The 18,021-nt window shown below is 71.2% G+C and carries 22 protein-coding genes; 7 read left to right on the top strand and 15 right to left on the bottom strand.

The window, feature by feature from the left end:
- Positions 1-6 precede the first annotated feature (6 nt).
- Complete coding sequence (locus tag G3576_RS02315) at positions 7-924, bottom strand: LysR family transcriptional regulator (RefSeq protein WP_164692700.1); 918 nt, start codon at positions 922-924, stop codon at positions 7-9.
- Between the two features lie 119 nt (positions 925-1,043).
- On the opposite strand from G3576_RS02315, the gene G3576_RS02310 reads away from it, so the two are divergent.
- Positions 1,044-2,585 carry an MmgE/PrpD family protein gene (locus G3576_RS02310; RefSeq protein WP_164692699.1) on the top strand — a complete coding sequence of 514 codons (1,542 nt, stop codon included), beginning with the start codon at positions 1,044-1,046 and terminating at the stop codon, positions 2,583-2,585.
- A 72-nt stretch (positions 2,586-2,657) separates the two neighbouring features.
- The gene (locus G3576_RS02305; RefSeq protein ID WP_164692698.1) at positions 2,658-3,791 is read left to right on the top strand and encodes a bifunctional 2-methylcitrate synthase/citrate synthase; all 1,134 of its coding nucleotides are present in this window, start codon (positions 2,658-2,660) and stop codon (positions 3,789-3,791) included.
- Between the two features lie 255 nt (positions 3,792-4,046).
- Here G3576_RS02305 and G3576_RS02300 read toward each other — a convergent pair whose 3' ends face one another.
- Positions 4,047-4,208, bottom strand: coding sequence for a hypothetical protein (locus G3576_RS02300; RefSeq protein ID WP_164692697.1), 162 nt, complete (start codon positions 4,206-4,208; stop codon positions 4,047-4,049).
- A gap of 253 nt (positions 4,209-4,461) precedes the next feature.
- Here G3576_RS02300 and G3576_RS02295 point away from each other — a divergent pair, with 253 nt between their 5' ends.
- Positions 4,462-5,052: a histone H1-like repetitive region-containing protein gene (locus G3576_RS02295; RefSeq protein ID WP_207622609.1), complete on the top strand. Its 591-nt coding sequence runs from the start codon at positions 4,462-4,464 to the stop codon at positions 5,050-5,052.
- Positions 5,053-5,127: 75 nt separating this feature from the next.
- Positions 5,128-5,595, top strand: coding sequence for a GNAT family N-acetyltransferase (locus tag G3576_RS02290; protein ID WP_207622608.1), 468 nt, complete (start codon positions 5,128-5,130; stop codon positions 5,593-5,595).
- Between the two features lie 3 nt (positions 5,596-5,598).
- Here G3576_RS02290 and otnC read toward each other — a convergent pair whose 3' ends face one another.
- The 9 genes from otnC to G3576_RS31195 form a co-directional block, all read right to left on the bottom strand.
- Complete coding sequence (gene otnC, locus G3576_RS02285) at positions 5,599-6,234, bottom strand: 3-oxo-tetronate 4-phosphate decarboxylase (RefSeq protein ID WP_164692696.1); 636 nt, start codon at positions 6,232-6,234, stop codon at positions 5,599-5,601.
- Positions 6,227-7,486, bottom strand: a complete 1,260-nt coding sequence (gene otnK, locus G3576_RS02280; protein ID WP_164692695.1) for a 3-oxo-tetronate kinase — start codon at positions 7,484-7,486, stop codon at positions 6,227-6,229. The genes otnC and otnK overlap by 8 nt, the downstream gene beginning before the upstream one ends.
- A 4-nt stretch (positions 7,487-7,490) precedes the next feature.
- Positions 7,491-8,369 carry a class I SAM-dependent methyltransferase gene (locus tag G3576_RS02275; RefSeq protein ID WP_164692694.1) on the bottom strand — a complete coding sequence of 293 codons (879 nt, stop codon included), beginning with the start codon at positions 8,367-8,369 and terminating at the stop codon, positions 7,491-7,493.
- A complete protein-coding gene (locus tag G3576_RS02270) occupies positions 8,366-9,406 on the bottom strand; it encodes a glycosyltransferase family 4 protein (protein ID WP_164692693.1) in 1,041 nt (346 codons plus the stop codon). Before G3576_RS02270 ends, G3576_RS02275 begins: the two co-directional genes overlap by 4 nt.
- Before the next feature lie 10 nt (positions 9,407-9,416).
- Positions 9,417-9,815 carry a 6-pyruvoyl trahydropterin synthase family protein gene (locus G3576_RS02265; RefSeq protein WP_164692692.1) on the bottom strand — a complete coding sequence of 133 codons (399 nt, stop codon included), beginning with the start codon at positions 9,813-9,815 and terminating at the stop codon, positions 9,417-9,419.
- A 13-nt stretch (positions 9,816-9,828) separates the two neighbouring features.
- Positions 9,829-10,812, bottom strand: coding sequence for a zinc-dependent alcohol dehydrogenase (locus G3576_RS02260; protein WP_164692691.1), 984 nt, complete (start codon positions 10,810-10,812; stop codon positions 9,829-9,831).
- Positions 10,809-11,579 carry a RibD family protein gene (locus tag G3576_RS02255; protein WP_164692690.1) on the bottom strand — a complete coding sequence of 257 codons (771 nt, stop codon included), beginning with the start codon at positions 11,577-11,579 and terminating at the stop codon, positions 10,809-10,811. Before G3576_RS02255 ends, G3576_RS02260 begins: the two co-directional genes overlap by 4 nt.
- Positions 11,580-11,646: 67 nt before the next feature.
- Positions 11,647-12,159, bottom strand: coding sequence for a hypothetical protein (locus G3576_RS02250; protein ID WP_164692689.1), 513 nt, complete (start codon positions 12,157-12,159; stop codon positions 11,647-11,649).
- Positions 12,156-12,707 (bottom strand): hypothetical protein, encoded by a 552-nt coding sequence (locus tag G3576_RS31195; protein WP_207622607.1) that lies wholly within the window; start codon positions 12,705-12,707, stop codon positions 12,156-12,158. The genes G3576_RS02250 and G3576_RS31195 overlap by 4 nt, the downstream gene beginning before the upstream one ends.
- Positions 12,708-12,831: 124 nt before the next feature.
- Here G3576_RS31195 and G3576_RS02240 point away from each other — a divergent pair, with 124 nt between their 5' ends.
- Entirely contained in the window at positions 12,832-13,917 is a 1,086-nt protein-coding gene (locus G3576_RS02240; RefSeq protein ID WP_164692688.1) for a hypothetical protein, read from the top strand.
- Between the two features lie 4 nt (positions 13,918-13,921).
- Here G3576_RS02240 and G3576_RS02235 read toward each other — a convergent pair whose 3' ends face one another.
- The 3 genes from G3576_RS02235 to G3576_RS02225 are packed head-to-tail and all read right to left on the bottom strand — an operon-like array spanning position 13,922 to position 15,764.
- Positions 13,922-14,317, bottom strand: a complete 396-nt coding sequence (locus G3576_RS02235) for a hypothetical protein (RefSeq protein ID WP_164692687.1) — start codon at positions 14,315-14,317, stop codon at positions 13,922-13,924.
- Positions 14,318-14,319: 2 nt separating this feature from the next.
- Positions 14,320-14,649 (bottom strand): rod-binding protein, encoded by a 330-nt coding sequence (locus G3576_RS02230; RefSeq protein WP_164692686.1) that lies wholly within the window; start codon positions 14,647-14,649, stop codon positions 14,320-14,322.
- A gap of 2 nt (positions 14,650-14,651) precedes the next feature.
- Positions 14,652-15,764, bottom strand: a complete 1,113-nt coding sequence (locus G3576_RS02225) for a flagellar basal body P-ring protein FlgI (protein WP_164692685.1) — start codon at positions 15,762-15,764, stop codon at positions 14,652-14,654.
- Positions 15,765-15,964: 200 nt separating this feature from the next.
- On the opposite strand from G3576_RS02225, the gene G3576_RS02220 reads away from it, so the two are divergent.
- Positions 15,965-16,378 carry a flagellar assembly protein FliX gene (locus G3576_RS02220; RefSeq protein WP_164692684.1) on the top strand — a complete coding sequence of 138 codons (414 nt, stop codon included), beginning with the start codon at positions 15,965-15,967 and terminating at the stop codon, positions 16,376-16,378.
- Between the two features lie 171 nt (positions 16,379-16,549).
- On the top strand, positions 16,550-16,966 hold the full coding sequence (gene dksA, locus G3576_RS02215) for an RNA polymerase-binding protein DksA (RefSeq protein ID WP_164692683.1): 417 nt from the start codon (positions 16,550-16,552) through the stop codon (positions 16,964-16,966).
- A 155-nt stretch (positions 16,967-17,121) separates the two neighbouring features.
- Here dksA and G3576_RS02210 read toward each other — a convergent pair whose 3' ends face one another.
- Positions 17,122-17,847, bottom strand: coding sequence for an SOS response-associated peptidase (locus G3576_RS02210; protein ID WP_164692682.1), 726 nt, complete (start codon positions 17,845-17,847; stop codon positions 17,122-17,124).
- Between the last annotated feature and the right edge of the window lie 174 nt (positions 17,848-18,021).

Here is an 18,021-nt window from a genome sequence, read left to right as displayed (position 1 = left end):
GGCTGGCTAGTTGTCCATGTTTGTTCGAGCCACGAAAAACAACCTTTCCGCGAGTTCCAGCGCCAACCGCGTCGCCTCATTTTCCCGCTCCGCATTCCACGCCAGCGCCACGCCGACCGCGTGAATCGGCCCTTCCAGTGCCCGGAACGCCACCCCTGGCGGCCGCAGCCGTGCCATGCCGGCGCTGACCAGCGCCACGCCGAGCCCCGCCGCCACGAAGCCCAGCTGCGCCATGGCGGACCCCACCTCCCGCGTCACCCGCGGCGTGAAGCCGGCGGCGTGGCAGGCGGCGACCATGGCGTCCGAATAGGCGGGGCTGATGCCGCGGGGCAGGACCAGCATCGGCTCATCCGCCAGCGCGGCGAGGGGCAGGGGTCCGTCGTCCCGGGCCAACGCATGCTCCTCCGGCAGCGCCGCCGCCAGCACGTCCTGGCCGAGCGGGCGCAGGCGGATCGGATGGCGGTCCCGGTCGAGGCGTAGCAGCGCCAGGTCCACCTCGCCGCGACGCAGCGCCTCCACCGCATCGGCCGTGTCCATCTCCCGCACCGCGATGGCGGAGGCGGGGCGCGCGGCCTGCAGCCCGCGGACGAGGGGCGGCAGGTAGTCGAACAGCGCGGAGGTCACGCAGGCCAGCGCCACCGGCGCGCTGCGGCCGGCGCGGAGGTCGCGCGCCAGCGCCTCGATCTGCCCCGCATCCTCCGCCATGCGGCGCGCGAGCGGCAGCAGGGCCTCGCCTTCCCGCGTCGGGCGCGCGCCCTTGCCGCTGCGCTCCAGCAGCCGCACGCCGAGTTCCTTCTCCAGCGCCTGGATCTGCGCCGTCAGCGGCGGCTGCGAGATGCCGAGCCGCGCGGCAGCGCGACCGAAATGCCCTTCCTCCGCCACCGCGAGGAAATGGCCGAGGCGCCTGACGAGGCGGAAATCCATGCGCGCTGCCGTCCATCCGATACGGAAAGACTATCGCGCGCCCACGCCAATCGGAATGGACGATCACGCGAAGCGGGTCCAAAACGGCGCGTCACTACCGCAAGCAATGGGGAACGCTGATGAAGCTGCATCCGGTGAAGGTCCATCCCTCCAAGGCGCTGCTGAAGCGCGAGGACCAACTGGCCTGGAAGATGGCCGGCGTCGCCGTGGACAAGGTCGCCGTGCCGAAGGACGTGCAGGCGATGATCATCAACCGCGTGATCGACAATGCCTCCGTCGCCATAGCCGCCATCAACCGCCGCCCGGTCGTCTCGGCCCGCGGCATGGCGCTGGGCCATGCGAAGAAGGCGGGCGGCGCGACGGTGTTCGGCGTGAAGTCCGGCACCACGGTCAGCCCGGAATGGGCGGCCTGGGCGAATGGCACGGCGGTGCGTGAGCTCGACATGCACGACACCTTCCTGGCGGCCGACTACTCCCACCCGGGCGACAACATTCCCCCGCTGCTGGCGGTCGCGCAGGCGATGGGGAAGTCGGGCAAGGACCTGATGCGGGGCCTGGCGACGGCCTATGAGCTGCACATCAACCTGGTGCGCGCGATCTGCCTGCATGAGCACAAGGTGGACCACATCGCCCATCTCTGCCCGGCCGCGGCCGCCGGCATCGGCACCATGCTCGGCCTGAAGCAGGAGGTGGTCTTTCAATCGATTCAGCAGGCGCTCCACACCTCCGTGAGCTTCCGGCAGTCGCGGAAGGGAGAGATCTCCTCCTGGAAGGCCTATGCCCCCGCCCATGCCGGCAAGCTGGCGATCGAGGCGGTGGACCGCTGCATGCGCGGGGAGGGCGCGCCGAGCCCGATCTACGAAGGCGAGGACAGCGTCATCGCCTGGGTCCTGTCCGGCCGCACGCAGGCGGACAGCCAGGGCCGCAAGACCGTCTATGACCCCACCTACTACGAGGTCCCGCTGCCCGAGGCCGGCGAGCCCAAGCGCGCCATCCTGGACAGCTACACCAAGGAGCACAGCGCGGAGTACCAGTCCCAGGCGCTGATCGACCTGGCCTTCCGGATGCGGGAGCAGATCCAGGACATGGAGGCGATCGAGAAGATCATCATCCATACCAGCCATCACACCCACTACGTGATCGGCACCGGCGCCAACGACCCGCAGAAGATGGACCCGAAGGCGAGCCGCGAGACGCTCGACCATTCCATCATGTACATCTTCGCCGTCGCCCTGCAGGACGGGCGCTGGCACCATGTGGACAGCTACGCGCCGAAGCGCGCCGGCCGGGCGGATACCGTCCGCCTCTGGCACAAGATCGAGACGACGGAGGACCCGGAGTGGACGCGCAAGTACCACTCCCGCGATCCGAATGAGCTGTCCTTCGGCGGCCGGGTCGAGATCCTGTTCAAGGACGGGTCGAAGCTGGTGGATGAGCTCGGCGTGGCGAATGCCCACCCGAACGGCGCCCGCCCCTTCGCGCGGGACCAGTACATCAACAAGTTCCGCATCCTGACCGAGGGCATCATCACGACGCGGGAGCAGAACCGCTTCCTGGAGGCCGCGCAGGACCTGGCGAGCCTCGGCGCCGGCGAACTCTCGGCACTGAACGTCGTGCTGCCGGCGGGCACGCTGCTGGATGCGAAGCCCGGTATCTTCTGATCGTTAACGACTAGCCGCATCCGCGGGCGGAACCGCGCGTTCCGCCCGCCCTGCGGCAAGGGGAGTGAAGCCATGAGTGAAGCCACACCGACGCTCTACAAGGGCCTGGTCGGCGTCTATGCCGACGTGTCCAGCGTCTCCAAGGTGATGCCGGAGACGAACAGCCTGACCTATCGCGGCTATGCCGTGCAGGACCTCTGCGAGGAGAGCAACTTCGAGGAGGTCGCCTACCTGCTCTGGCACGGCGAGCTGCCGAATGCGCAGCAACTGGCCGCCTTCCAGGCGGAGGAGCGGGCGAACCGGGCGCTGTCGCCCGCCCTGCTGCGGGTGCTGCGGGAGATCCCGAAGGACGCGCATCCGATGGACGCGATCCGCACCGCCGTCTCCTTCATGGGGACGGAGGATCCGGAGACGGCGGATGTGTCGGACGCCGCGCAGCGGCGGAAGGCAATGCGGCTGCTGGCCAAGCTGCCGACGGCGGTGGCGGCGACCAACCGCCTGTCGAAGGGGCTGGAGCCGATCGAGCCCGATGCGTCGCTCCCGTTCTGCGAGAACTTCTTCCACCTGGTCTTCGGCAAGGTGCCGCAGCCCGAGGTCATCAAGTCCTTCGACGTCTCGATGATCCTCTACGCGGAGCACACCTTCAACGCCTCCACCTTCACGGCGCGGACGGTGACCTCCACCGGGGCCGACATCCATGGCGCCATCGCGGCCGGCATCGCCGCGCTGAAGGGCCCGCTGCATGGCGGCGCCAATGAGGCGGTGATGCACATGCTGACCGAGATTGGCAGCCCGGAGGCGGCGGAGGACTGGCTGGAGGGCAAGTTCGACCACAAGGCGCTGGTCATGGGCTTCGGCCACCGCGTCTACAAGAATGGCGACAGCCGTGTACCGACCATGACCAAATACGCCGAGAAGATGGCGGAGGTGGTCGGCGACCGTCGCTGGATGGAGACCAGCCGTGTGCTGGCGGCGAAGATGATGCGGGTGAAGAAGATCCACCCGAACCTCGATTTCCCGGCGGGCCCTGCCTACTACCTCATGGGCTTCGACATCCCGATGTTCACGCCGATCTTCGTCTGCTCCCGCATCACCGGCTGGGCCGCGCATGTGTTCGAGCAGGCGACGGACAACCGGCTGATCCGGCCGCTGTCGCACTATACCGGTGTGGAGCAGCGCCCGGTGCCGCCGATCTCGGCGCGCTGATCGGCAACGCCGCGCGCATCGTCGCGCGGCGTCATCCCGGTGGCGGAAGCGGCGCGACGACCGCTTCCGCGCATCGCGGAACAGGCATGCGTCACTGCCTTCGCATGCCTCTCTCGCACGTCGCTGCACACGCGATGCACATCGCTGCACGTCGTTCGTGCGTTTTCGTTTGACAGGCAGGTTGCACACACGGATAGCGTGACGATGCACGCATCGCTTGACGCGATTCGCGTGAACGTCGGCGCCAAGGCGGCTTCATCCTCGCGGCGACGACGTCACGCAGAACACACGGGCGGTGTCGCGCAGCAGGAAGGATCGGTCCATGGACCGCAGGCTCGTGGAGCAGGGGATCGTGCAATGCACGCCATGTTCCGCACCGCCAAACAGCGCCATCGCGGCGCGGGCAACCAGCGCCATCGCGGCGCCGGGCGCTGGCGGGAGAGAAGCCGGGAAGGGCGCGACGCGGCGTGACGCCGCAGGCATCGCATCCCTGACCGGCGCCGGCGGAAGCGGGACGGCGGCTGCACCGGGACGGCGCGATACGGGATCCGCGCCACTGGGAAGACGCACGGTCCAGACGGCTTTCGCGGGTACGAGGCGGCGCAAGCCGCGCGGGCCCATCACCACCGGAACACCACTCACCGGACAAAAGATCGGAGATCCTGACCACATGACCGACACCACCGTGACCACCGAGACCGAGGTCGAGGCCGCCGCGCCGCGCGCCCAGGCGATGGCGATGGCGACTGCGAAGAAGACGGCGAAGAAGCCCGCCGCCAAGAAGCCGGCCGCGAAGAAGGCCGCGCCGAAGAAGGCCGCTGCCGCCAAGAAGCCGGCTGCCAAGAAGGCCGCGCCGAAGAAGGCCGCTGCCGCGAAGAAGCCCGCCGCCAAGAAGGCTGCGCCGAAGAAGGCCGCGCCGAAGAAGGCTGCCGCGAAGAAGGCCGCGCCGAAGAAGGCCGCCGCCAAGAAGCCGGCCGCCAAGAAGGCCGCGCCGAAGAAGGCCGCCGCCAAGAAGCCGGCTGCCAAGAAGGCCGCGACGCCGAAGAAGGCCGCCGCCAAGAAGCCGGCTGCCAAGAAGGCCGCTGCGCCGAAGAAGGCGGCTGCGCCCAAGAAGGCCGCCCCGAAGAAGGCTGCCGCCGCAGCGCCGTCCGCGCGCAGCGAAGCCGCGAAGAAGGCCGCCGCCACCCGCGCCGCGAAGAAGGCCGCCGCCGCCGCCGCTGCGGCTCCTGCGCCCGCCGCGACGCCGGAATCCGCTTCCTAATACGCCTGCCGATCCCGGCGAGGGGGCGTCGTCCGCATCACGCGGGCGGCGCCCCTTTCGCGTTCGGAGCCCGTCATGCCGATGACCATCACCATGCTGCCGCGCGACCACCGGCACCGCCTGGCGCCGCTGCTGGCACTCTACGCCGCGGAGATGCGCGGCGTGCTGAATGGCGCCGCGACCGCATCGCCGGAGGCGCAGGCGGCGCTGCTGGCGAGCCATCCGGCGGCGGAAGTTCTGCTGGCGGAGGAGGGCGGCGAGGCGGTCGGTTTCGCGATCCTGTTCGACCTGCCCGAGGTCGTCTTCGCGCGGCGCTGCGGCAACCTCGACGACCTCTTCGTCCGGCCGGAGGCGCGCGGCCGCGGCATCGCGCGCGCCTTGATCGCCGCCGCGGTGCGGGAAGGGGAGGCGCGGGGCTGGAGCCACCTGCGCTGGATCGTGCCGGAGGGCGATGTCGCCGCCATCGCGCTCTATGAACGGATCGCCACGCGCGCGGATTGGCGGAGCTACGTGATCCGCATCGACCCCGGCGCGTCCCTGTAGCGCCTAGCCAAAGGTCGCCAGCAGGTTGTCCACCTGTGCGGGTGTGAGGCGCCGCACACCGGGTACGTCGCGCAGCAGCAGCGCCAGGCGCGCAGCCTCCTCCAGCTCTTCCGCCGCATTCACGGCATCGACGAGGGTGGCACCGCTGACGACCGGGCCGTGATTGGCCAGGAGCAGCGCCTTGGCGGCCAGCGCGGCGTGGTGGACGTCGTCCTCCATCGCTGCGTCGCCCGGGCGGTAGTAGGGCACGCAGGGCAGGCGGCGGCCGATGCGCATGACGAAGTAGGGCGTCAGCGGCGGGACCTCCGCATCGCCGCCCTCCGGCGCGATGCAGGAAATGGCGGTGGCGTAGGTGGAGTGCAGGTGAACCACTGCGCCCGCCTCCGGCCGAGCGGTGAGCACCGCGCGATGCAGGAAGACCTCCTTGGACGGCTTGTCGCCGCCGACATGCCGCCATTCGGCATCCAGCCGACTGATGCGCGCGGGATCGAGCCGTCCGAGCGAGGAATTGGTCGGCGTCATCAGGTAGCCATCGGGCAGGCGCACGCTGATGTTGCCCGCGGTGCCGACGGAGTAGCCACGGTCGAACAGCGACTTCGCCAACTCCGCCAGCTGAAGCCGCAGCGCGCCCTCAGACATGATCGAAGGCCTTCAGGAAGAAGTCGCGCGCGCCGAAATTGCCGGACTTCAGCGCCAGATGGATCCCCGTGGGCTCCGCGAAGGTCCAGGGTACGCCCGGGTCGATCTCATGCCCGATGCGGAGCGTTGTGACGCCAAGGCGGGAGACGACGGCGCCGGATGTCTCTCCGCCTGCCACCACCAGGCGCTTCACGCCACGCGCCACCAGCCCTTCGGCGACGCTCGACAGCGCATGCTCCACCAGCGCGCCGGCGGCATCGCGGCCCAGCTTCGCCTGCAGGGCCGCGACCTGCTCCGGCGGCGCGGAGGCGGCGATGACGATGGGGCGCTGCGCGTCGAGCTTGCCTTCCGCCCAGGCCAGCGCCTGCGCCGCCAGCACGGCGGCGTCCGGCGTGCCGAGCACATCCAGTTCCAGCACCGGCGCATGATCCCGGGCGAAGCCGATCTGGCCGAGCGTGGCGCGGGAGCAGCTGCCGGCGACGACGGCGCAGAGGCCGCCTGCTTCCGGCAGGGTCGCGGCATCGTCGCGCGAAGGCAGCAGCCCCTTGGCGCGGAAATTCGCCGGCAGCCCCATCGCCACGCCGGATCCGCCGGTGATCAGCGGATGGCTCGCCGCCGCCTCGCCGATCGCCATCAGGTGGCTGTCGCTCACGGCATCCACGATCGCGTAGCGGCGGCCGCCCTCGGCCAGGCGCGTCATCGCCTGGCGGATGGAGGTCGCGCCCTGCTCCACCACGGCGAAGGGCACGAGACCGACGGCGCCCTCCGTCTGGCGCGACAGCACGCGCACCAGGTTCGCGTCCTTCATCGGCGTCAGCGGGTGGTTCTCCATCCCGCTCTCGTTCAGCAGCGTCCCGCCGACGAAGAGGTGGCCCTGGTAGATGCTGCGGTTGTTGGCCGGGAAGGCGGGGCAGGCGAGGGCGAAGCCGGCGCCGAGGCGTTTCAGCAGCGCATCCGCAACGGGCCCGATATTGCCCGCATCCGTGCTGTCGAAGGTAGAACAGTATTTGAAGAAGAGCTGCTGCGCGCCGGCGGCCAGCAGCGCATCCGCCGCCGCCACGCTTTCCGCCACCGCGTCGCGCACCGGCGCGGTGCGGGACTTCAGCGCCACGACGATCGCATCGGCCTCCGGCAGCGGGCCGGTCGGAACGCCGATGACCTGCACCGTCGCCATCCCGTTGCGCACGAGCATGGAGGCGAGATCGGTGGCGCCGGTGAAGTCATCGGCGATGCAGCCGAGCAGGAGCGGCATGGGGTCAACCCTTCTCAGGCGGCAGGCAAAGGATGTCGGTATGGCCGACGCGAACGGAGAGCCGCAGCAGCCCGGCCTGGGCACGGCGGTCCACCATCCAGTCCAGCAGGCGGCGGCGATCGCGGCGTTCATGCGCCATGGCGGCACGGCCATGGCCATCGGCGATCTCGGCGGCCATGGCGGCATCGCGACGGCTGATCGCCCAGTCGCTCGGCGCGCGATGCACGCTGTAGCCATGCGCCGCGAAGGCCTCCGCGATCACGGAGGGCGCGCGGGCGCCGAGCGCCACGCCGCCGAAGCCCTTGTCCCGCAGCTGGTCGCGGGCGAAGCCGCGCGCCACCAGCGCATCGGCGGGGTGGGGAGGCATGAAGCGCTCCCGCCCCGTCACGTTCAGCGCGGCGTAGAAGGGCAGGCGATACTCCGCGCAGCCTTCGGCGATGCGCTGCACCCATTCCTCCGACACCAGGTCGCAGAGCGCGGTGTTCACCACGGCATCCACCTGGTCGAGCGGGAGGTTGTCCGGCGCTTCCCGCAGATCGGCGACCAGCGCTTCCACGCGCCAGGCGCCGTGGGGCGAATGGACCAGCAGCGTCTTGCGGCCGGGCCAGGTGACGGTCCACTCCGCCTCCAGCGCACGCCCCGCGATGGTCTCGAAGGCGCGGCCGACGAGTTCGGGGTCGGCATCCACCAGCGTCCAGGCCTGGGCGCGGCCGATGAAGTGGCCCATCCAGCGCAGCAGCGAACCGGTGCCGGCGCCGAGGTCGAGGATGCGGGGACGGGCGGGCAGCGCGGCGGCGAGTTGCTGCGCCAGCGCCACGTTGCGCGCGGCCGCGTCATGGGGCTCCCGCAGGTCGAGCCAATCGCCGTCGAAGGTTTCCGTCATCGGTCCGCTGCCTTCTCGATCTCCTGCACGAAGGCGCTCGCGCGGTCCTCCCAGCGCGGCAGGCGCTGGCCGGCCTCCCACGCCACCTCCGCCATCTCCGCGCGCAGATCGGTGTCGAAGATGGCGCGGCGCATCGCCTTGCCGAGGGAGACGACGTCGCCAGGCGGGGAGATGACGCCGGCCGCGGTCGGCACGACCTCCGCGATCGCGCCGCCGGCCGTGATGGCCACCGGGATGCCGCGCGCGAGTGCTTCCGCCGCGGCCATGCCATAGCCTTCCCAATGCGTCGCCAGCGCGAAGAGGTCCGTCTTCGCCCAGAGCGGGGCCATCTCGGCGACCTCGCCCGCGAAGGTCACGCGTTGCTTGATGCCAAGCTCCTCGGCCAGCGCGACCAGCCCGTCGGCATGCACCTTGTCGCGCGGTGAACCGACGATGGTCAGCGTCCAGTCCAGGTCCGGCAGCGTGCCGAGGGCGCGCAGCAGCACGTCATGTCCCTTGCGCGGGATCAGCGTGCCGACGGCCGTTATGGCGCAGCCCGGCCCACCGGAGCCGGCGCTGCGCGGCGCCGGATCGGTGCCCGGTTCCACCACGCCGATGCGCGCGGGATCGGCGCCGAATTCGGGCGCGAGCCGCCGCGCGGTCAGCGGGCTGGTCGCGACCAGGCGCGCGAGGTGCGGGAAGATCGCCTGCTCCGCCGCCCGCAGCGCGTCGCGCACCGGGCCGGGGTTGCCGTGCTCCAAGGCCGTCGGGTGATGGATCAGGCCGACCGCGCCGCGGCGTTCGAGTTCATCCAGCAGCGGCTCGAAGGACGGAAGGCCAAGGCCGTCGATGACGATGTGCGTGCCGGCCGGCACCTGCGCCAGCGCGGCGCGCGCGCTGTCGCGCGCGGCATCGTCTGGCAGCGGGTGCTGGCCCGACAGTTCCAGCACTGTGACCTCATGGCCCAGCGCCCGCATGCCCGCGACCAGCCGGCGATCATAGCCGTAGCCGCCGGAGATGGCGGTGATCGGCCCCGGGACGAGGAAGGCGATCCGCATCGTCGTGGCCTCAGACCGGCCCCTCGAAGGCCGCCCAGGCGATGTGGCTTTCCCGCAGCAGGATCTTGAGGCCCGTCACCGCCTTGCCACCATCGCCCAGCACGCCGTCGCGGCAGGCCTGGGCGAGCAGGCCGTGGATGTGCAGGCAGAGATATTCGGTGGTGGTGTTCTTGCCGGCGAAAACGGGCTCCGCATCCAGGTTGCGGTAGTCCATCGGCGCCAGGATGGCGCGCAGGTGATCCTTGGCGAGGCCGATATCGACCAGCAGGTGCAGGTCGTCCAGCTTCGGCGCGCGGAACTCCGCCTCCACGATGAAGGTCGCGCCGTGCAGGCGCTGCGCGGGGCCGAAGGCATCGCCGCGGAAGCTGTGCGCGATCATGATGTGGTCGACGACGGTCAGGCTGAACATCGGGCGCGATCTCTCACTTATATATATAGGTGACGAAGGGGCAGAGCGGCTGCGGATCGCCAGGCGGCGGCGACAGCACAGTGCCCAGGGATTGCGGCAGATCCTTGAACGGGATGGCCGGGCCGAGCAGTGCATCGAGCCGCGCATCATCCAGCAGCGACAGCGCCAGCGCCAGGCGATCCGCATAGGCGCGGCGGCCGCGCATGGCGGGTGCCACCTGGCCGACCTGGGTAGAGACGAGGGACAGCCGCTTCGCGTGGAAGGCTTCGCCGAGCGGCAGCGCAACCTCCTTGTCGCCGAACCAGGACGCTTCGACGACGCGGCCTTCGAAGCCGCAGCAGGACAGCGCGAGGCGAAGCCCCGCGGGGCTGGCGGAGGCGTGGATGACGAGGTCGCGATCGCCGGGCGCATCGGCGGGCGCGACGAAGCGGGCGCCGAAGCTCTCGGCAATGGAGCGGCGCCCTTCATCGATGTCGCAGACCACGAGCTCGACCCCCGGCATGCGGGCCAGCAGGAAGGTGACGAGGAGACCGACCACGCCGGCGCCCACGACCAGCGCGCGCTCGCCGACCAGCGGCCGCGCATCCCACAGGACGTTGACGGCGGTTTCCATATTGGCTGCCAGCACCGCGCGATGGTCCGGCACGGCATCCGGCACCGGAATGCACATCGATGCCGGCGCCACGAAGGCGTCGTGATGCGGGTGCAGGCAGAAGATGCGGCGGCCGAGCAGCGCCTCCGCCCCCGCACGGACGCGGCCGACCGCGCTGTAGCCGTAGGAGAGCGGGAAGGGGAACTCGCCGTATTGCAGCGGTGCGCGCATGGCGGGCCACTGGCTTTCGGGCACGCGGCCTTCGAAGACCAGGCGCTCCGTGCCGCGGGAGATTCCCGTCGCAATGGTGTCCACCAGCACCTGGTCGGGGCCGGGCACCGCCAGGTCCTGCTCCCGCAACTCGGCGCGCTGCGGTGCGATGGTCCACAGGGCATTGGCCTTCATCGCGCGTCGCCTTCGCAACTGCCCGGGCGCCGGCGCCCGAGCGGGATGTCGAGCAGCAGGTCCTCGCCGATCGGATGCACCGCCCAGCGGAAGCGCAGACCCTGGTCCATGCGCACGGCCTCCGGCAGCGTGAAGGCGGGAATGCCGGAGCCGAGGATCACGGGGGCGAGCGTCACATGCAGGCGGTCGAGGCAGCCGGCGGCGAGGAAGGCGGAGACGGTGCGGCCGCCGCCCTCGACGAAGATGCGACGCAGGCCGCGCGCCGCAAGGGCGCGCAGCAGCGCAGGAAGGTCGATCTCGCCTTCGCCAGCGCGCAGCACCTCCGCCTGGCCGTGCCGGTCGGGACCATCGGTGGCGGTGATGAGCAGCGTCGGCGCCACGCCATCGGTGAAGACGCGATGCGTGTCGGGCAGGCGGCGCGCGGGGTCGAGCACCACGCGCACGGGGTTGGGGCCCGTGGCTTCGCGCGTCGTCAGGCGCGGATCGTCGTGATGCACGGTGCGGGCGCCCACCATCACCACGTTGCACAGCGCGCGCAGGCGATGGGTGTGCAGGATGTCGCCCGGGCCGCCGATCCACTGGCTGTGGCCATTCGCGCAGGCGATGCGCCCATCCAGCGTCTGCGCCAGCCGGCCGATCACGATGCAGCCATCCTCGGCAATCGGCGTGGCGAGAACCGGGGCGAAGAGATCGCCCAGCGCGCCATCCGGCACGGCGCCGCCGTCGCGCGCGCGCAGCAGCGCGGCCCAGGCGTCTTCCTCCGGCATTGTCGTGTGCTGGTGCATCGCCGTCACGCTATGCCGAAGCGGCGGCTTGACCGCAACGGCGCCCGCGTCAGCGCAAGCCGGCGCCGGGGAACAACGGCAGCAGCGCCTCCGCCGCCAGCCCGGCCAGGAAGGGCAGCACCAGGCTCGCCGAGAGACGCAGCAGGATGAAGCGGGGTCCGAGGATCGGCAGTTCCCAGGACAGCGTCCGGTGCAGCCCGAGCACGGCCCAGCCCGAGATCAGCGCCACCATCTGCGCGGGCCCCGCGCCGGATTTGAGAAAGCCGAGCACGAGCGGGAAGGCGACGAAGGGCCCGCCCGGCAGCACGCTGCCCGCGAGCGTCGCCAGCGCCACGCCGGCCGCGCCGCTGTCAGGCCCCAGCCAGCGCTCCGCCCAGCCGGCCGGGATGAGTTCGGAGACGAACGCCGCCATCGGCAGCGCCATCATCATCACCGGCGCGACGCGGACCAGCGAGGTGCCGGCCTCGTTCACCGCGCGGCGGGCGACGGTCGGGCTGCGGCGCAAGCAGAGGAAGAGCGCGCCCAGCGCCAGCACCCACATGCCGATGACACCGATGGTCATGGCTTGTCCGGCGCCGGCTTGAAGGCGGGTGCATCCTCCGGCGTCCAGCGGATGGGCAGCCAGCGGGCGAGGAGCCCGGCCAGCACGGGCAGGGGCAGGCCGCAGAGCAGGCGCAGCAGCGCGAAATCGTGACCGAGGATCGGCAGTTCCCAGACCAGGATCCGCTGGAAGCCGTTCAGCGACCAGGCGAGCACGAAGGCGATCAGCGCGCCGCGATCCGCGCCCGCCTGCGCCAGCACCAGCACCACGGGAAAGGCGGCGACCGGCCCGCCGGGCATCGCCATGCCGGCGGCGGTCGCCACCAGCAACCCGCGCAGCCCGGACTCCGCGCCCATCCATCGCGCCAGCGCGCCCGGCGGCACCAGTTGCCGCAGCGCGGCGGAGAGCAGCAGGCCGCCGATGATGGAGGGTGCGACGGTGACGACCAGGCCCCAGGTCGCCTCGATCGCGTGGCGGAAGGCAGCCTCCCCGCGCAGCAGCAGCACCGCCGCGGCGGCGGAGAGGGTGAGCAGCGAGATGACGATGAAGGTGGCGTGACGACGCAGCATGGATGCGCGCGATGCTGCGCCGCGAAATCGATGCTGTCCATGCGGCGGGGCCGCGCGTCGGCTTGGCGGCGCGGATCGTTACGGTTTAGTCTCCTGTTCATTCAGGGAAGGAAACGAAACATCCATGGTTGCATCAGTCAGGATCGTGCTGCTGGCCGCTGCCGCCCCGCTGCTGTCGGGCTGCGTCGCCGCGGTCGCCTCCGGCGCCGCATCGGTCGCGGCGCAGAGCGGCTTCGCCTCCGGCACCACCACCGCTACCGGAGGCCCGAGCGCCGAGGCGATCGCGGCGCGGACGGGGCAGGTTGCGCCACTTCCGGTCGCCTTCTCCTCCACCATGCCTGCCAACCTGGTCGGCGCGCGCAAGGTCTTCGTGCCGTCCTACGGCATCAGCTACATCCATACCCAGAACGCGCGCGCCGTGTCGCAGGGCGGGCTGATGGGCGGCTTCGGCGGCGGCAGCACCCGCACGGCCAGCGTGCGCACGGGCCTCACGGGCATACGCCCCGAGACCTACCAGATGATCGTCGATGAGGCGCATGCCGACCTGGTCGCACAGCTTCGCGCGGCGGGGATCGAGGTGGCGACGCCGGAGGAGGCGGCCGCCGCCGCGACCAGCGCGCCGCGTGTCGCCGGCAACGCGACCGATGGCTCCGCGGGCGGAACCATGCTGGGCGGGCAGAGCACCGCGTGGCGCACGCTGGGCGCCGCGCAGGCTCCTCTCATTACCGGGCTGTCAGGCGAAGGCGCTGGCGGTGGTATGGGCGGGCTGGCGGCGATCGGCGGCAACCAGGCCCTGCAGCGCGTCGCCGATGCGTCGCAGGGCCTCGTCCTCGCGCCGCTGCTGCGGCTCGACTACGTGAACGTCTCCTCCTCCGGCCGCAGCCTCCTGGCCGGTACGGCGAATGCGGAGGCGACGACGGCCTTCTCCGTCGCGCCTGGCACCATGCTCCAATACGCCGCGCGGCGCCCGGGCATGGGCGCCTCCGATATCGGCTGGGCACGCGTGACCGAACCCGCGGCCTCCGCCGAGCCTTTTGCCACCATGCGGTCCAGCGGCGGCTCCTCCGGCGCCTGGGTCGGCTTCGGTACGCGGAGCGAATCCGCGGTCGAAGCCGTGGAGGCGCGCTGGGTGGAGTTGGCGCGCGCCGCCTATCGCGGGTTCAATGCGGGGATCGTCCAGCAGGTGCGGGCCGGACGGCCGACGGCCTGAGCCATCAGGCGCGGGAGGTGAGGGAGATCGGCGCGGGCCGCCCCTCCCTCACGCCGCCACGCTCCCCATAGGTGCCGGGCCGTTCCGGGCGGGCGGCGCCGGCGATGGTCTCGATGACGCGCGATTGCAGGTCGATCGCGCGTTCCAGCAGGCGCCGGTTCTCGACGCCGAGGTCGCGCAGCCGCCCGGCGAGTTCCTCCGCCCGCGCGCGGTCGCGCGGTTCGGTCTGGGCGCCGGTGCGGCTCGCCGCGTCGAAGGCGGCGGCAAAGGCGTCGGAAGCCTGCTTCTTCGGCCCGGCCAGCGCCGCCGCGGCCGAGAGGTCGAGCTTGGCCAGCGCCTCGTTCTCCGCGCGCAGCGCCTCCGCCAGGCGCTGGGCGGCGATCAACAGGGGTTGCATCATGGTCATCGGATCGTGCTCTCCGTGGTCGTTGGCTGGCCGGACGCGCCGGCCAGCCGGGTGAGTTCGCGCAGCACCGCATCCGCCAGGCCGAGCCCGCCGGCACGGGTCATGTCCTTCGCGATGGCATCCACCAGCATGGGGCGCCATTGCGCTTCCGCCGCGCCGCCACCGAAGGGGCCCTTCGTCTCCAGCCCCTGGAACATCGGCTGCAGCAGGGCGCCGAGCGCCTGCGCCTCGAAGTCTTGCGCGGCGCGGCGAAGGGCTGCGGGGTTGGGTGGCGTGCGGGCCAGGGTGGGGGCGCCGCTGGTGGCGATGGGTGTGGGTTCGGGCATGGTCAGCGCACCTCCAGCTCCGCCTGCAGCGCGCCGGCGGCCTTGATGGTCTGCAGGATGGTGATGAGGTCGCGGGGGCCGACGCCGAGGCCGTTCAGGCCGCGCACCAGCTCCTCCAGCGTCACGCCACCGCGCAGGATGCCGAGCCGGCGTTCCGACTGGTCATCCACCTCCACATTCGTGCGGGGGACAACGACCGTCTCGCCGTTCGACAGCGGGTTGGGCTGGCTGACCTGGGGCGTTTCGGTGATGCGGATCGTCAGGTTGCCCTGGGCGATGGCGACGGTGGAGACGCGCACATTCGCGCCCATCACGATGGTGCCGCTCGCTTCCTCCACCACCACCCGCGCCATCTGGTCGGGCACGACGCGCAGCTGCTCGATCTCTGCCAGGAAGCCGACGGCATCGCGGCCCGTCATGTTCACCGTCACGGTGCGCGGGTCGTTGGCCGTGGCGACGCTGCCGCCGCCGAAGCGGTTGATGGCGGCAGCGATGCGGCGCGCCGTCGTGAGGTCCGGGTTGCGCAGCGCCAGGCGCAGCTGGTTGGTGGCGGCGAAGCGGAAGGCGATCTCGCGTTCCACCGTCGCACCATTGGCGATGCGCCCGGCGGTCGGCACGCCGCGGGTGACGGAGCCTGCCGCCCCGCGGGCGGAGACGGCACCGGTGACGATGGCGCCCTGCGCCACCGCATAGACCTCCCCATCCGCGCCCAGCAGGGGCGTCACCAGCAGCGTGCCGCCCGTCAGGTTGGTGGCATCGCCGAGCGCGGAGACCGCGATATCGATCCGCGACCCCGTGCGGCTGAAGGGCGGCAGGTTGGCCGTGACCATCACCGCCGCGACGTTGCGCGTATCCAGCTGGCGTTCCTGGTCGCGCGTGTTCACGCCCAGGCGTTCCAGCACGCCGATCAGGGATTGCCGGGTGAAGACGGCGCTGCGCAGCCGGTCGCCGGTGCCGTTCAGCCCGACCACCAGCCCGTAGCCGACGAGCTGGTTGTCGCGCACCCCCTCGACATCCGCGATGTCCTTAATGCGGACCTGCGCGGCCGCCACCCCGGGGGCAAGGATGAGGAGGATGAGCAGCAGCGTGGAAACCACGCCCCGCGCCGTGCTCATCTTCGGGCAATGTTTTGTCGCCACGCTCTCCTCCGAGCCGCCGCCGTCCTGGTGGCGGGACGCGGGACCGTTAGCGCAAGCGGCGTGCCAGCCCTCGGGACGGGTCGGGGCGGCAGGCTTTGCCGGGGCGCGGCAGGGCTTTCACCAGGGGGCGGCAGGATTGGCGCCGTCCCGGTTCGATGGGCGTGGAGGAGCAGGGGATGGCGGTGGGACCGGTTCGGCCGGCGGGGATCGGGACAGTCGACCGCGGGCGGGCACGCCGGCCCGCCGGTGGCTTCGCCCTGGCAGCGGGCGGGAGCGACTCGGCCCGGGAAGCGGGTGCCGCCGGCGCGGCGGCCCCCCCGGGCAGCCTGCTCGCCCTGCAGGAGTCAGGTGGCGCGCCTGCCGTGGAGGAGCGCGGTGCCCGCGCCCGGCGGCGGGCCGCGGAGACGCTCGATGACCTGCGCGACCTGCAATTGGCGCTGCTGGACGGAGAGCAGAATCCCGCTGGGTTGGAACGACTTTCGCGGCTGGCGGCTGAAACCGATGCCGGCCTGGACCCGGCCCTGGCCGCGGTGATGGCCGAGGTGGCGGTGCGCGCGCGGATCGAACTGGCGCGGCGCGGGCGGCGCTGACGCCCGTCTCCCTATCGCCGCATACGATTCATCAATCTGAAAAAGGGGCAAACATCAGGGGCTTGCGTGCAAATGACGACTTGCCCACCCCCCATGGCCGCCACTATGGTCCGCCCGCTTTCGCCTACCGGGGCGCCGGGCCTGGGGCGGCGGAGGTTGGGGAAGTAAGCCATGCTCGTAACCCTGCCGCCGGATTACCGTCCGTCGAGCGACGAAGAATTCATGAACCCCCTTCAGCTGGAGTATTTCCGGCAGAAGCTGTTGAAGTGGAGGGGAGAGCTGCTGCGGGAGGCGGGCGAGACCCTGTCCTCCATGGGCCAGGGCGGCATCATCGAGGCCGACCTGACCGACCGTGCGAGCGTCGAGACCGACCGGGCGCTGGAACTGCGCACCCGCGATCGCGCCCGCAAGCTGATTTCCAAGATCGACCAGGCGCTGGAGCGGGTGGAGAACGGCACCTACGGCTATTGCGAGGAAACCGGCGAACCCATCGGCCTTCGCCGGCTGGAGGCCCGCCCGATCGCCACGCTGAGCATCGAGGCGCAGGAGCGCCATGAGCGCATGGAGCGCGTCCACCGCGACGACTGACCGGGCCGGCTGACGCATCCCCCTTTGCGCGGCGGGCGATAAAGCACTATCCGATCAAGCTGAATCAGCTTGATCGGATTTTGTGCTTTAGAAACAATAGCTTCTAGAGCACGAGATCCGTCCAACTGGACGGATCGTGCTCTAGGGGCGGGGGGTCAGCCCGTCAGATCGGGCGGCTCGTCATCAAGCTCCGGCGGCGGCTTCGCCGCCGGGTCGCGCTTCAGCAGGCGGGGATCATTCTCCGCCACCTTCCCCACGCGGTTGTCCACCGGCCAGATCGCCAGTTCCTCCGCCGGGCAGGGGACCAGCAATTCCTGCAGGTCTTCCGGCTCCGCCGGCTCGGCGCCCAGCCAGGCGTCCCATACCTCCGGCGGCAGGATCACCGGCATGCGGTGGTGCACCAGGGCCTGCTTCTCATTCGCCTCGGTCGTGATGACGGTGAAGGTGCGCAGCCAGCTGCCATCCGGCTGCTTCCAGCCCTCCCAGAGCCCGGCGACGGCCATCGGTTCGCCCGTGGCCAGCGCCACCGCATAGGCCTGCTTGGTGTCGTCCTCTGCCTTCCGCCATTCGTAGAAGCCGTCCATCGGCACCAGGCAGCGGCGCTTGCGGAAGGCCTCGCGGAAGGAGGGCTTCTCCGCGATCCCGTCGGCGCGGGCGTTCATCAGCTTCGCCGCATCCTTGGTGTCCTTGGCCCAGGACGGCACCAGGCCCCAGCGGAGCGAATCGAGATGCCGGGCGCCCTCGGGATGGCGGCGGACCACCAGGCTCTCCTGCGTCACGGCGATGTTCCAGGAGGCGGCGTGGTTCGGCGTGGGGTTCTGGGTCTCGAAGTACCGCGCCAGCCCCGCCGGGTCCCGCTGCAAGAAGAATCGCCCGCACATGCTTTGTCCGCCCCGACTGTAGCCGCGACACCAACCCTACAGTCGGGGCGGAACGGGGGGCGAGCCCCAAGCCGTTTTTCCGCCCCGCACGTAGCCGCGACGCCAACCCTACATGCGGGGCGGAACGGGGGGCGAGCCCCCCGTAGACCCCCCCAAGCGTTTGTGGTCAGGCCA

This window comes from Falsiroseomonas algicola (assembly GCF_011040385.1).
GTDB lineage: Bacteria > Pseudomonadota > Alphaproteobacteria > Acetobacterales > Acetobacteraceae > Falsiroseomonas > Falsiroseomonas algicola.
This window is presented reverse-complemented; position numbering and strand designations above follow the sequence as displayed.